This is a genomic window from Herbidospora yilanensis (genome assembly GCF_001570565.1).
Classification (GTDB): domain Bacteria; phylum Actinomycetota; class Actinomycetes; order Streptosporangiales; family Streptosporangiaceae; genus Herbidospora; species Herbidospora yilanensis.
Map to the genome: position 1 here is coordinate 26,792 of NZ_BBXE01000042.1, position 12,160 is coordinate 38,951.

The 12,160-nt window shown below is 65.3% G+C and carries 14 protein-coding genes and 4 tRNA genes; 8 read left to right on the forward strand and 10 right to left on the reverse strand.

Annotated features, from left to right (window positions below; all coding sequences use genetic code 11):
• Positions 1-19: 19 nt before the first annotated feature.
• Positions 20-397, reverse strand: coding sequence for a helix-turn-helix domain-containing protein (locus AW273_RS31420; RefSeq protein WP_062356248.1), 378 nt, complete (start codon positions 395-397; stop codon positions 20-22).
• A gap of 136 nt (positions 398-533) precedes the next feature.
• On the opposite strand from AW273_RS31420, the gene AW273_RS31425 reads away from it, so the two are divergent.
• From AW273_RS31425 to AW273_RS31435, 3 genes are read left to right on the forward strand one after another with little or no spacing between them, the layout of a single operon-like run.
• Positions 534-794 (forward strand): multiubiquitin domain-containing protein, encoded by a 261-nt coding sequence (locus AW273_RS31425; RefSeq protein WP_062356250.1) that lies wholly within the window; start codon positions 534-536, stop codon positions 792-794.
• On the forward strand, positions 769-1,938 hold the full coding sequence (locus AW273_RS31430; protein ID WP_062356253.1) for a ThiF family adenylyltransferase: 1,170 nt from the start codon (positions 769-771) through the stop codon (positions 1,936-1,938). The genes AW273_RS31425 and AW273_RS31430 overlap by 26 nt, the downstream gene beginning before the upstream one ends.
• Entirely contained in the window at positions 1,935-2,327 is a 393-nt protein-coding gene (locus tag AW273_RS31435) for a ubiquitination-like system serine protease family protein (RefSeq protein WP_063910176.1), read from the forward strand. Before AW273_RS31430 ends, AW273_RS31435 begins: the two co-directional genes overlap by 4 nt.
• An 84-nt stretch (positions 2,328-2,411) precedes the next feature.
• Here AW273_RS31435 and AW273_RS31440 read toward each other — a convergent pair whose 3' ends face one another.
• From AW273_RS31440 to AW273_RS31460, 5 genes are all read right to left on the reverse strand, one after another.
• On the reverse strand, positions 2,412-3,485 hold the full coding sequence (locus AW273_RS31440) for a hypothetical protein (RefSeq protein ID WP_062356256.1): 1,074 nt from the start codon (positions 3,483-3,485) through the stop codon (positions 2,412-2,414).
• A gap of 48 nt (positions 3,486-3,533) precedes the next feature.
• Positions 3,534-3,974 (reverse strand): hypothetical protein, encoded by a 441-nt coding sequence (locus tag AW273_RS31445; RefSeq protein ID WP_157556376.1) that lies wholly within the window; start codon positions 3,972-3,974, stop codon positions 3,534-3,536.
• Positions 3,975-4,405: 431 nt separating this feature from the next.
• On the reverse strand, positions 4,406-4,642 hold the full coding sequence (locus AW273_RS31450; RefSeq protein WP_062356264.1) for a hypothetical protein: 237 nt from the start codon (positions 4,640-4,642) through the stop codon (positions 4,406-4,408).
• Positions 4,643-5,071: 429 nt separating this feature from the next.
• Positions 5,072-5,146 (reverse strand) — tRNA-Lys (locus tag AW273_RS31455).
• A 69-nt stretch (positions 5,147-5,215) separates the two neighbouring features.
• The gene (locus AW273_RS31460) at positions 5,216-6,367 is read right to left on the reverse strand and encodes an acyl-CoA dehydrogenase family protein (RefSeq protein WP_062356267.1); all 1,152 of its coding nucleotides are present in this window, start codon (positions 6,365-6,367) and stop codon (positions 5,216-5,218) included.
• Between the two features lie 85 nt (positions 6,368-6,452).
• On the opposite strand from AW273_RS31460, the gene AW273_RS31465 reads away from it, so the two are divergent.
• On the forward strand, positions 6,453-6,851 hold the full coding sequence (locus tag AW273_RS31465) for a PspC domain-containing protein (protein WP_198168459.1): 399 nt from the start codon (positions 6,453-6,455) through the stop codon (positions 6,849-6,851).
• Here AW273_RS31465 and AW273_RS31470 read toward each other — a convergent pair whose 3' ends face one another.
• Both AW273_RS31470 and AW273_RS31475 read right to left on the reverse strand, forming a co-directional pair.
• Positions 6,852-8,138: an MFS transporter gene (locus AW273_RS31470; protein ID WP_062356273.1), complete on the reverse strand. Its 1,287-nt coding sequence runs from the start codon at positions 8,136-8,138 to the stop codon at positions 6,852-6,854. It lies immediately after the preceding gene.
• A 91-nt stretch (positions 8,139-8,229) separates the two neighbouring features.
• Complete coding sequence (locus AW273_RS31475) at positions 8,230-8,571, reverse strand: metallopeptidase family protein (protein ID WP_030455058.1); 342 nt, start codon at positions 8,569-8,571, stop codon at positions 8,230-8,232.
• Positions 8,572-8,740: 169 nt separating this feature from the next.
• Between AW273_RS31475 and AW273_RS31480 the strand changes: the two genes are divergently transcribed.
• The 4 genes from AW273_RS31480 to AW273_RS31495 all read left to right on the forward strand — a co-directional run bounded on the left by AW273_RS31480 (position 8,741) and on the right by AW273_RS31495 (position 10,556).
• On the forward strand, positions 8,741-10,213 hold the full coding sequence (locus tag AW273_RS31480) for a metallophosphoesterase family protein (protein ID WP_232327691.1): 1,473 nt from the start codon (positions 8,741-8,743) through the stop codon (positions 10,211-10,213).
• A 20-nt stretch (positions 10,214-10,233) separates the two neighbouring features.
• A tRNA-Glu gene (locus AW273_RS31485) sits at positions 10,234-10,306 on the forward strand.
• A 97-nt stretch (positions 10,307-10,403) separates the two neighbouring features.
• A tRNA-Asp gene (locus AW273_RS31490) sits at positions 10,404-10,478 on the forward strand.
• A 4-nt stretch (positions 10,479-10,482) separates the two neighbouring features.
• Positions 10,483-10,556: transfer RNA gene (locus tag AW273_RS31495), tRNA-Phe, on the forward strand.
• Positions 10,557-10,668: 112 nt separating this feature from the next.
• On the opposite strand, the gene AW273_RS31500 is transcribed toward AW273_RS31495, so the two are convergent.
• Both AW273_RS31500 and AW273_RS31505 read right to left on the reverse strand, forming a co-directional pair.
• Positions 10,669-11,415: a neutral zinc metallopeptidase gene (locus AW273_RS31500; protein WP_062356275.1), complete on the reverse strand. Its 747-nt coding sequence runs from the start codon at positions 11,413-11,415 to the stop codon at positions 10,669-10,671.
• Positions 11,416-12,159, reverse strand: coding sequence for a neutral zinc metallopeptidase (locus tag AW273_RS31505; protein WP_062356278.1), 744 nt, complete (start codon positions 12,157-12,159; stop codon positions 11,416-11,418). It lies immediately after the preceding gene.
• Position 12,160 lies beyond the last annotated feature (1 nt).

A 12,160-nucleotide genomic window follows, 5' to 3' on the forward strand; every position in this document is an offset into this window, starting at 1 on the left:
TCCACCCACCTCGGGCCATTTAGCCCTCCCGGCCTTCTCGTTCGACCCGGAACCGCCGGGCTGCGGCGGCGATGACCTCTTCGAGGTACGCCACATCGTTCTCCGAGAGATCACGACGCGCCCGCAGCAGGGGGCCGATGGAGGCCACGAGTTCCGGCTCCTCGTCGTCTGTTCGCATCGGATCCACGTAGAAGGACTCGGCTGGCATCCGCAGCCAGGTGGTCATCGCCGCGAACGCCGTGACATCTGGCTTCAAGCCACTGGCCATGCGGGAGATTGTCGACGCGGACACGCCGATCTCCTTGGCCAACTGCCGCCACGATAGATCCTTTTCGGCACGCGCGGCGTCTAGGGCCGCGTGCAGCGCCTTCACGTTGACCCCAGAGCTGTCGCTCATCCCGGGTGCCCCTGACTTCTGCCAACGCTCAATATGTCGCTCACCCCTGCTACAGTAGCATTGCTCGAAACTTCGAGCAGTGGTCCACATCTGGCGCAGATGTGGGTCGGGCTCGCCATGCGCCACAGGAGAACTCATGTCTCACGACGACCACGGGCGCCCGCCCGTCTTGATCATCGTCAACACCCGCTCGCACCCCTGGCGGGAGAAGGCCATCAACTTCGAGCAGCTCGTCGAGCTCGCCTACCCGGGCCAGCCGCCGACCGACCAGGACACCATCACCGTCAGGTACAGCCGTGGCCACGACGGCCACGGCTCCGGCAGCCTGACCGCCGGCCGCAGCGTGAACGTCAAGAACGGAATGGTCTTCGATGTCGTCCGCACCTCTCGTTCGTGACCCGGACCTGTCCCGCCTGCTCAACGACGGCTACGACGTCGTGGTGCAGGCGGGGCACCTGCTCGTCCGGCACATTCCCTACGTCACCGAGGCCGTTACCGTTCAATACGGATTCCTCGCCTACCCGGTCACCATCAGCGGCGACCGGGTCGTCTCCGACACCGACCACCGCATCTGGTTCGGAGGCTCGGCACCGTGCGACGAGCACGGCCGCAGGCTGCCGATGGTCAACGACGAGTTCCGGGCGATTGCCGACGGTGTCCAGGCGAACTTCATGCTGTCCTCCAAGCCGGGCCCGAACGGCTACCCCGACCAGTACACCAAGGTCACCGCCTACACCCGGATGATCGCCGACCAGGCACAGGCACTGGAACCGATGGCCACGGCCACGCCGGGAGCTGCCTGGCAGGAAGTCGAGGACGACTCACCCTTCGTCTACCGCGACACTGCCACCTCGCGGGCCGGGCTTGCGACGGTCCACCGTCGCTTCCGGGGCCACCGAATCGCGATCATCGGGCTCGGCGGCACCGGCGGGTACATCCTGGACCAGGTCGCCAAAACCGAAGTCGACGCGATCCTGCTCATCGACGGAGACCACTTCGACAACCACAACGCCTTCCGGGCGCCGGGCGCGGCACCGCTGGAGACACTCCGCGAGCGCCCGAACAAGGCCTCATACTTCGCGTCGGTCTACTCCCGGATGCACCGTGGCATCACGACATACGAGCATTACCTCGACGAGGACAACCTCGAAGTCCTGTCTGGGGCCACCTTCGTGTTCCTGGCCTCGGACGACGCGCTGAGCAAAATCCCGATCATGGACTGGCTGGAGGCCCGAGGCGTGCCGTTCATCGACGTCGGCATGGGCATCGAGGAGGTCGATGGCAAGCTCACGGGCCTGCTGCGAGTCTCCACCAGCTTGCCGGAACGTCGTGCAGAAGCCCGTCGCAGAGTCCCTGCCCCGGCCCCGGAACGCGACGACTACGGTCGCAACATCCAGACCGCCGACCTCAACGCGCTCAACGCACTCCTCGCGGTCGGCCGCTGGAAACGCCACATCGGCGTCTATGCCGATGTGACCAACGAGGCCTTCACCACCTATTCGCTGATCACGAACGAGATCGCCAACGAGGACCTGCCATGACTGCGGCCGCGTTCCTGCGACCGGAGTTCGTCGAGAGCTTCCCCTCGGAAATGTCGCGTGGAATCCTCTACGTTTCTATCCCCTACGCGACCTGCGGGCACCTATGCGCCTGCGGCTGCGGGCAGGAGATCGTCACCCCGCTGTCACCCGCGCAGTGGGCACTCACCTACGACGGCGAGAACGTTTCTCTACGTCCTTCGATCGGTAACTGGGGGTTGTCCTGCCGCTCCCACTACTGGATCAAGGAAGGTGTGGTGCGGTGGAGTCGTCGCTACACAGCCGATGAGATCGACGACAACCGGGCTCGCGACAGGAGGGATCTACAGGAGCACCTCGATCAAGACCGCCCTGGCCCGATTGCGAAGTTGATTCGCCGCCTCTGGCGATAGCTCCCCAAGGTGACGCTCCAACCCGAGTGCGATTTCGGGGCGAAATGGGAACTCCGCCCTCGCTTGGGTGAGGAACCGATCGCGTCAGCGGTTGGCGGCATCGAGTTCAGGTGGCGATTGTTGTGTCGGGCTTCCTGTTGGGTCATCGAGAAGATCGAATCGGAGGTCCACGAAGATCTTGTCGATGGGCACATCGTGGGCACGGCAGTACGACACGATGTCTTCCCACTGCAGGTCGCCGGGATGCGGTCGCGTGGCCACGTATGGGCCGACGAAGCTGTCGAAGTGCATGTCCTCGTATTCGATCTTCGCGAACCTCCGGCCGATCAACTGACCCACTCGGCTGACCACCTCCTGCTCAGTCATCGTCGTGACATCCATCAACTCCTGGATTTCGACGGCGTATGTCGCACCGATTTCCACCTGCCCGACGAGGTCACGGCCGCGTTGCAAGAGAAGGGCGAGCATCACTCGGGCAGGTCGGCTCAGGCTCTGGATGCTCTCCGCGAACGCGGCCATAGCCGCGACATTGCCGTCCCGGATCTCGGGATCGTCGCCCTCCCACTTGTGATGGGCAAGAAAGGCCTTCAACGTGCGAGCAGGACTCACGGCGGAATCCCCGGTCCGATCGGCGACGCGAACGGATTTGGAGTTGGCCAGATCCGAGACGGCCTGCGGGCCGCAGAAACGCTCGACCCAGGATTGGCCGAAGAATTCGTCCACGAGACGTGGATGGTCTTTCAACAAGGCTGACACTTCCTGAGCGCCCCACGAAACGAGGGCGATTCCAAGCTTGGCCAGTCGTTCGCTCTGCTTCCGGATTTCCGTGTCAAGCTGTGTTCTGCGCAGGTTGCAGGAGGTGGCGTAGTAGAATACGGCGGTCTTGTCCGCCCAGTCGCCAGCTATCAAATCGTCGACAGCCTTCTTGATCTTTGCGGCAGTGAGGTTTTTGACCCGACGCGATTGCAGGACGGCGTAGACCCTCTCTCCGTCTCCCCCGTCCGTCGGAGGCGCTGAGCGCCGGGCGTAGGCGTCGATCCCATCCTGTGCCTGCCCTGCCAGACCGAACAGCTTGGTCTCGACACCTTCGACGATCTCTAATAGCTGTCGGAACAGGTGCTCGGCATCGACCCATTCCAGTTGGTCGATAGGCAACATCTGGGCTCTGGTAGTGATTGGCGGCATAGGTTTCATCGTTTAAGTTTCTTACGGCATGAGGCGGAGGGCCGCGCCATCCCAGTAGAGATGCTCGGCATCGGTCCACGAGCTTGGGTAGCGGTTCAACCGGACGGCTTCTGGCGTGAATTCGGGGAACATATCGGGAGGCAGAGGTTCGCCTGTGTAGCTGTTCACCCACTCAGTCGCTACGGGGCTGGGCTTCCAATCTGGGTCGCCGATGAGAACTGCGGCGACCATCTTGGGTTTGAGAACGACGGACTCGCCTGGAATCCGCCATTCACGTTCCCAGCTGAAATCCAGTAACCCACGTCCGTCAGTCCGGATCGGATTTCCCCAGACCTGTACGTCTTCGGGCCACTGCTGGTGGACCGACTCGGGAGGATAGGCGATCCCTCCGCCGCCGGCCGCGATGACATCGGCGCGGCGAAGCAAGACGCCCCAAGGGGGCATCCCCCGCTCGGTGAGCATGTGTAGGAGGTGATCGCCAGGGCTCTCGGACAGGCAGACGGCTGGCCCGTGGGCGCGGAAAGGAGTGAAGCCGCGGATGGTCCCAGTGGTGAGGATGGAGTCCAAGCGCTCCTGAGGGGTCATCGCCCGAATCGGCGAGGGCACGTGGGGAGTGCTCGGCGACGATGCCTTCCGACCACAGAAGTGGATCAGAAAGTTGCTCTGGCCGGGTCCGGTTGAGGACAGAATCGGCGGCAACGGAGCACGGTCGGGGTACATCATGATTCTCATGATCTCGCCATTTGGGAGCGGGCCAGACCAAGCGGCTCAATGGGGCAACCGGCGCGGACTGCCTGATTGGTGGGCAAGCCACAACCAGTGCTCATGTGAACTGCCCCCTGGTCGTCATGTCCCTTGAAGTGGCTGAGATGGGCGCCGCGCAGTTCGCGTAGCTACCGGCTTGTGGTCCATACGGGCTGCTCGCAGCGTCGCGTAACGCCCCTGACGCCGGTGCACATCTTGATCACGTCGATGTGGCTGAAGAGGGTGCTCTTCTCGTTGCAGCCCCACGCGGCTCCGTTGGTGTCGGCGATGGTGTGGATGCCGAGGATCGATGTGGCGTACTCGGCCTCGACGTACAGGTTGTCGGCCTTGTTGTCGCACACGACGATGTGCCGGCGGTCTTCCAAGACGCGAATGCTTCCGGCGGCGGTCGAGTGTCCCCATCCTGGGCCGGGATCGGTGGGCGCTGCGGACGCGGCGACAGTCGCGGCAAGGACAGCCGAGAGGATGAACGCTCGAACAAACACAACGATCCGTTCCAGGAGAGGCCGTCAAAACGGCTGTCATCCTGAACGACGTTCTCCCGGACGTCAGTCGTGTTGACCGAGGTCTGACCCCAGGCCGACCTGATCTAGGGGATGCGCGGCTCGTGGGCCCACTTTTGGGGGATGTTCTGTGGCCGTCATGTGGATCCGACGTTACGTTGGCCCGCTTAGCGATCTTCAGCCCAGCACGCGGACGTACCAATGAGCAATCGCCGAGCAACCGAGGCCGATCTCGCCTCGCCGCCGAGGCCTCAAACCGGCACAAAACCACCGGTCAAATCGGGTCATAAGTGGTGGGGCGCCAGGGATTCGAACCCTGAACCTACGGATTAAAAGTCCGGAGCTCTGCCGTTGAGCTAGCACCCCTCGTCTGCAGGGTACAGCGATCGTCTCACCAGAGCGAAGCAGTTCCCCGTGATCAGCCTACCGGCCGCCTCACCGATATGCCGCCACCCCGGTCAGCGCCTCCCCGAGCACCAGCGTGTGAATCTCCTGAGTCCCCTCGTACGTCAGCACCGACTCCAGGTTGTTCATGTGCCGGATGACCGGATACTCCAACGTCACCCCGTTGGCCCCAAGTACCGACCGAGCCTCCCGCGCCACGTCGAGCGCCGCCCGCACGTTGGCCAGTTTCCCGAACGACACCTGCTGCGGCCGAAGGGAGCCGGCGTCCTTGAGGGAACCGAGGTGGAGCGCCGTCAACCCCGCCTGCCCGAGCGCCACCGCCATCCACGCCAGCTTCTCCTGCGTGAGCTGGAACCCCGCGATCGGCTTCCCGAACTGCACCCGCGTCTTGGCGTACTCAAGAGCGGCCTCGAAACAGGCCCGCCCAGCCCCTACGACCCCCCACAGGATCCCGAACCGGGCTTCCGACAGACAGGACAGAGGCCCCTTGAGCCCCACCACGTCGAGCATGGAAGAGGCAGGCACCCGGACGTCGTCGAAGTAGAGCGAAGAGGTCACCGAGGCCCGGAGTGACAACTTCCGGTGGATCAGCGGGGCCGAGAAGCCGGGCGACGACGTCGGCACCACGAACCCGCGGACGCCGCCGTCGGTCTGGGCCCACACGACCGCCACGTCGGCCACCGACCCGTTGGTGATCCACATCTTCGACCCGTTGAGGATCCAGTCGCCGGAAGGGTCCTGCTTGGCATGGGTCTTCATGTTGGCCGGATCGGACCCGTGATCGGGTTCGGTCAGCCCGAAGCACCCGATCGCCGTGCCGGCGGCAAGCGGGGGCAGCCATTCCTCCTTCAGCTCGGGCGACCCGTATTTCCAGATGGGGAACATCGCCAGCGAGCCCTGGACCGACACGAACGACCGCAGCCCCGAGTCGCCGGCCTCCAGTTCCCGGCAGGCGACGCCGTAGGAGATGGCGTCGAGCCCGGCGCATCCGTAGCCGGTCAGGTGCATGCCCAGCATGCCGAGCGAGCCGAGGACGGGGCCCAGTTCGCGGGCCGGGAAGGTGCCTTCTTCGAACCACGTCGCCACGTCGGGGAGGACGTGTTCCCTGACGAACCCCTGAGCCGTGTCCCGGACCAGCCGCTGGTCTGGGGTCAGCCGGTCATCGAGGTTGAGAAGGTCCATGATTGCAGCGTATCCGGGCAGGGTCGGGGTAGGGCCAGGGGGAATCCCGATGTGCCATAGACGACAAAAGGGGCACGCTATGGACATGAACGAGATACAGCCCAGTGGACACGTCAAGCAGCTTCGCCGGACTCGCAATGGCCGGATCGTCGCCGGGGTCTGCTCCGGTGTCGGTCAGTACATCGGCATCGACCCGAACATCCTGCGGATCGTTCTCGCGGTCGCGTCGTTCTTCGGCGGCCTCGGTGTCGGCATCTACGCCGTCGCCTGGCTCCTGATCCCGAGCGAGGAGAAGAACGCCTCGATCGTGCAGGACCTCATCGAGAAGAACAAGGACAACCCGACCTGGCTCGACGCCAAGGCCAAGGCGCAGGAGGGGTGGGCCAAGGCGACCAAGTCGCACAACGGCCACAAGACGCCGTCGACGCCGGTCGACCCTTACACCACTCACCCTTACGCCCAGACGAAGCAGCCGAACGACTGATCACGAGGTGTGCACCTTGGCGATGATCTCCGTTCGGGATTCCGTCCACGCGATGGCCAGGATGGCCGCGGCGCTCAGCCCGGCCACCCCGGCCAGCGCCACCACCGGTTCCGGGCCGAGGATCTGCGCGAGCGCGCCGCCGATGAGGATGCCCACACCCTGTGAGGCCAGCAGGCCTGACTGGACCAGGCCGAACGCCTGACCCCGTCGTTCGGGGGGCACACACTGGACGAAAGCGGCGTTGGCCGCGAGCTGGTATGCGCCTCCCACGCCGGACAGGACCCACAACACCAGCACGATCTCCAACGGCGGGCGCATGGCGCACACGACCAGGGGAGCGCAGGTCAGCATGGCCATCCAGCCCATCGTCTTGAGACGGGTGCTGGGATTGACGAACCTGCTGAACAGGAACGCCCCGAGGACCGTGCCGGTCGGCATGGCGGCCATGAGCAGGCCCGTGATCACGGGCACCGGGAGCCCGCCGTCGTCGAGTTCCGCCGCGTAGGGCACCGCGATCCCCTCGGGCAGCACGTAGAAGCCGCACAACCACGCGAACAGCACGAGGGTGCGCAGCCGCCGGTCGCCGAAGACCAGCCTGGCGCCCGCGGCGGTCATCGTCCACATCGACGGCTTTCCGCCGTCGGCCGACACCGTGGCCGATCTGCGGCTCACCCCGGCGACGATGATGAGCGCCGAGGCCAGGAACGTGGCGCAGTCGAGCGCCAGCGCCCGATAGGGGCCCAGACCCGCGATGACGGCCCCGCCGGCCGCGAACCCGAGCATCTGGACGGCCTGGTTCGTCATGTTCTGCAGGGCGCTGCCGGCGACGTATCGATCGCCTTCGAGGATCTCGGGCAGCAGCGCGGCGCGCGCGGCCGAGAACGGCGCGCTGAGCAGCACCACCAGGAAGACCAGCACGCACAGCACCGCGAACGGGGTGCCGGGGATGGCCATGATCGCGACCATGAGGGCCCGCAGGACATCGCAGACCAGCATGACCTGGCGGCGCGGGTAGCGGTCGGCGAGGCCGGCCAGCAGGGGGCCGCCGAGGATCGGCGGCAGGTAGGTCAGGGCGTAGACGGCCGCCGTGGCGAGCGCCGACTGGGTTCGGTTGAACACGAGCACCGCCAGGGCGACCTGCGCGAGCTGGTCGCCGAGCAGCGACAACCCCTGGCCGAGCCACAGGGCCCGGAACTCCTTGATCGCGATGACTTCGCCGTATGTCGCTTGGCGCTCCCCTGGACGGCGGTGTCTCCCCGGCAGTTTTCCGGGCTTCGTGGCCGCCATTTCTCTCCGCTGAGCTCAGGCCGTAGCTGACACACTGTGTTCAGTATGTCACCTACAGTGCCTATAGCGCTCGCGAATCGCAACCTCGCGACTACCACCCGAGTTCGTGCAGGCGGTCGTCGTCGATGCCGAAGTGGTGGGCGATCTCGTGGACCACCGTGATCTGAACCTCTTCGACGACGTCAGCCTCGGTTTCACAGATTGCCAAGGTCGGATTTCGATAGATCTCGATGCGGTCGGGAAGCACTCCTGAGTACCACTCGCCCCGCTCCGTGAGCGGAATGCCGGTATAGAGACCGAGGAGGCCAGCTTCGGGCGGATCGTCCACGACCACGACGACGACGTTGTCCATGACTTTGGCCAGATCGGGCGGGATCAGGTCGAGTGCCTCGGCCACGAGCTCCTCGAACTTGCTCCTCGAGACGTCGATCACACGTCAAATCTACTTCCCCGTGGTTTTCGGGTAGACAGGAAGGAACGTGGATTTGCCGAAGTGGGGGGAATCCGTGATCCGGTTTCTCAGAGGCCGGTTCGTACGGTTTCTTACAGTCGTCGTGGTCGCCCTGGCCGGAGCTTGGCTGGGGCTTTTGTTCGGCGCGTCCGTGCAGACGCCCATCGGCCCCGCCGACATCAACATGGCTCTGCGGCCCTCCTTTGACGGGGGCACGGTCGTCGACGTGCGGCCCCTGGGAACGCTCCGGTTCGACACCCACTCGGGGCCGGTGCAGCTCAACCTCAGCATCGAGGCGGTCCATCCCGAGGCCGCCGAGCAGATCCTGCAGAACCCGCGCTGGGCCGACCGGTTGCCCGAGACCATCGAGACCGACCTGATGGGCGGCGTACAGGATCTGCTGGTCAGGGCCGCGGTCGGCGCGGTGGTCGCCGGCTTCCTGGGCGGGCTGATCGTCTTCCGCGACGTCTTCCGCGGCCTGTGGAGCGGCCTGGGCTCGATCCTGCTGGTCGGCGCGATGGCCGTCACGGCCGCGCTGAGCTTCAACCCGCAGGCGATCGCCGAACCCCGCTACACGGGCCTGCTGACGGGCGTGCCGTCACTGGTGGGCAACGCCCAGTCGATCGTCACCAAGTTCTCCGAATACCGGGGCCAGCTCGCCAAACTCGTCACGAACATCAGCCGTCTGTACGAAGCCGGCTCGACCCTCCCCATCTACGATCCCGACCCTGACACGATCAGGGTCCTGCACATCTCCGACCTGCACATCTACCCGCCGGGCTGGAACGTGGTCCGCTCCCTGATCGACCAGTTCAAGATCAATCTGGTCATCGACACCGGCGACATCAGCGACCACGGCACCAAGATCGAGAACTCCTTCGTCGAGGAGATCGGCGACCTGGGCATCCCCTACGTGTTCGTGCGGGGCAACCACGACTCGATGGAGACCCAGAAGGCGGTCGCGAAGCAGAAGAACGCGATCGTCCTCGACGACCGGGTCGCCGAGGTCGAGGGCCTGCGCATCTACGGCATCGGAGATCCCCGCTTCACCCCCGACAAATCGGTCGAGGTCGACGAGAGCCCCGAGGCGCTGGCCGCCCTGGGGCGCGAGAAGGCCGCCGGCGTCGCGCCGCCCGAATGGCCGCGCTCGTCATCGACCACGGCGCCGCAGCGGTCTCCGGTCGATCTGGTGGCCGTCCACGACCCGACGATCGGGCGGGCCTTCTACGGGTCGGTCTCGCTGATCCTGGCCGGGCACGTCCACGCCCGCTCGACCGAGTTGTCGCCGACCGGGTCCCGGTTGATGATCCAGGGCTCGACCGGCGGGGCGGGCCTGCGGGGCCTCGAACACGACGAGCCCACGCCTCTCCAGGCCTCGGTTCTCTACTTCAGCAAGGACACCCACAGGCTCCAGGCCTGGGACGACATCACCGTCGGAGGGCTCGGGGAGCAACGTATCGCCGTGGAGCGTCAAATCGAGGCCGCGCCAGGTCGTACAATTTTCCCTGTGCCAGGGAACGCCCCGTCCCCGACGGGAACGATCACTGACACACCGTCGCCGGTCGCTTTGGCACAGAGGGCAAACGTCCCCTATGCTTCAGAGGTCCCCGACGGAGCGCGGTAAGGACAGAGAGAAATCTCTGCGCCCCCATCGTCTAGCGGCCTAGGACACCGCCCTTTCAAGGCGGCGGCACGGGTTCGAATCCCGTTGGGGGCACGGAAGGGCCAGGAAAACGGCAGGTCGAAGACCTCCGAAGAACTGGTAAGCTACAAAAGCCGAAAGCGAAACGCCGGAAGCAAAAGTAGCAAAGCAAGGTCCTGTAGAGCAGTTTGGAGTGCTCGCCACCCTGTCAAGGTGGAGGTCGCGGGTTCAAGTCCCGTCAGGACCGCTTGGGTCAGGTAGCTCAGTTGGTACGAGCGACCGCCTGAAAAGCGGTAGGTCGGCGGTTCGACCCCGCCCCTGACCACATCTCTTGCTCGAATGAAACGCCCTGGACACATCGTGTGCCGGGGTTTTTTCATTTCCCGTGACAATTCCCGAGGGCCCGCCGCGACGTCGTCCGGCGGGCCCTCGGCGGTTCAGCCGACTCTCGGCTCGTTCGCGCTGAAGGTGTTGCACGATTTGGCGTCCCGCGACTCGAAGCCGCGCGTGAACCACGCCTCCCGGTTGCGCGGCGAGCCGTGGCTGCCGTTGATGCCGCCCCCGTCGTCGTCGAGGGTCATCATGCGCCGCAGGTTCCGCAGATCGGCGGCGGGCCGGTTCAGCGACTTCCAGGCGCTGCCCATGAACACCCCGGCCAGGCACTCCGACTGCAGTTCGACGCGCCGGGAGCGCTCCAGTTCCTCGTCCTGGCCGGAGGTCGGCAGGTTGACCTCCGCCCACAGGATCCCCGTCATGTGCTGGACGTGGTGGCCGTATTCGTGGGCGGCCAGCAGGAAGGTGCTGAGATCGTGAGGGGTGGCCAGCAGGCGCTGGTCGAGCAGGACGTCGAAGCGGCGGTCGGCGGGGCAGTACTGGCCCTGGATGCCCTGCCGCCACATCACCCCGCATCGGACCTCGGGCCGGTTGACGAACCCCACGCCCGCCGGGGGCATCGGCACGCCGACCTTGCCCATGTGGGCCGACCACGCGGCGTTCATGCAGTCGACGAGCGAGCGGAGGTATCTCCTCGTCCGGTCGCGGTCGCCGACGGCGACGGTCTTCTCGGGGCAGTCGACCTCGGCCATCTGGCCGGCCCGGTAGAGCAGGTTGCCGGTCAGGACGGGGTCGTCGACCGGGTAGGCCGTGCCGCCCAGCAGCAGGAGGGAGACGAGGAGTGCGCGCATCTATGCCACCTTGCCGGGCTCGGAGGTCCAGGTGTTGCACGATTTCGGGTCGCGGGACTCGAATCCCCGCGTGAACCAGGTCTGCTGGTTCTTGCCTTTGCCGTGGTCGTGGCCTTTCCAGTACTCGTCGCCGCTGCTCCGGATGATCTCCTTGAGCTCGGCCACGTCGCTCGCCGGGCGGCCGAGCGACGCGAAGGCGCTGCCCATGAAAACCCCTGACAGGCAGGTGGCCTGGAGTTCTAATCGGCGGGTCTGTTCCTGGGTCTCGCGTTTTCCACTGGTCGGATAGTGGTTGAAGGCGTCGAGGAGGCCCATCGTCTTCTGGATGTGGTGGCCGTATTCGTGGCCGACGAGGTGGAAGATGAACAGGCTGTGGGGATATTCGAGCAGGTTCCGGTCGAGCAGGATGACATAGCCGAAATTCCGGTAGCAGTACTGTCCGGCGACGCTGGCCTCCCATTTCGATCCGCAGTGGTCCTTGCGGCTGTTGATGAATCCCACGCCCGAGTTCGTGAGCGGCAGGCCCACCTTCTTGAGCTGGGCCCGCCAGGCCTTGTTGAGGCAGTCGTTCAGCGCCTCGATGTACTTCCTGGCCTGCGGGCGGTTCATCGACGAGATCGGCTTCTCGCGGCACTTGACCTTGGCCATCTTCCCCGTCCGGTAGAGCGGGTTCTTGACGAGCGTCTGGTCGTAGACGGGGTGGGCGGTCGTGACGGACAGCGCCAGGGCGAGGTGGATGAGCATG

Bases quoted from the DNA above. Each gene is read 5' to 3' on its own strand.
- AW273_RS31460 (WP_062356267.1), bottom strand. From the start codon at position 6,367: ATGGACCTTCTCAACCTCGATGACCGGCTGACCCCAGACCAGCGGCTG.
- AW273_RS31420 (WP_062356248.1), bottom strand. From the start codon at position 397: ATGAGCGACAGCTCTGGGGTCAACGTGAAGGCGCTGCACGCGGCCCTA.
- AW273_RS31430 (WP_062356253.1), top strand. From the start codon at position 769: ATGTCGTCCGCACCTCTCGTTCGTGACCCGGACCTGTCCCGCCTGCTC.
- AW273_RS31435 (WP_063910176.1), top strand. From the start codon at position 1,935: ATGACTGCGGCCGCGTTCCTGCGACCGGAGTTCGTCGAGAGCTTCCCC.
- AW273_RS31425 (WP_062356250.1), top strand. From the start codon at position 534: ATGTCTCACGACGACCACGGGCGCCCGCCCGTCTTGATCATCGTCAAC.
- AW273_RS31470 (WP_062356273.1), bottom strand. From the start codon at position 8,138: ATGGCGGCCACGAAGCCCGGAAAACTGCCGGGGAGACACCGCCGTCCA.
- AW273_RS31440 (WP_062356256.1), bottom strand. From the start codon at position 3,485: ATGTTGCCTATCGACCAACTGGAATGGGTCGATGCCGAGCACCTGTTC.
- AW273_RS31445 (WP_157556376.1), bottom strand. From the start codon at position 3,974: ATGCTCACCGAGCGGGGGATGCCCCCTTGGGGCGTCTTGCTTCGCCGC.
- AW273_RS31465 (WP_198168459.1), top strand. From the start codon at position 6,453: ATGAACGAGATACAGCCCAGTGGACACGTCAAGCAGCTTCGCCGGACT.
- AW273_RS31505 (WP_062356278.1), bottom strand. From the start codon at position 12,159: ATGCTCATCCACCTCGCCCTGGCGCTGTCCGTCACGACCGCCCACCCC.
- AW273_RS31500 (WP_062356275.1), bottom strand. From the start codon at position 11,415: ATGCGCGCACTCCTCGTCTCCCTCCTGCTGCTGGGCGGCACGGCCTAC.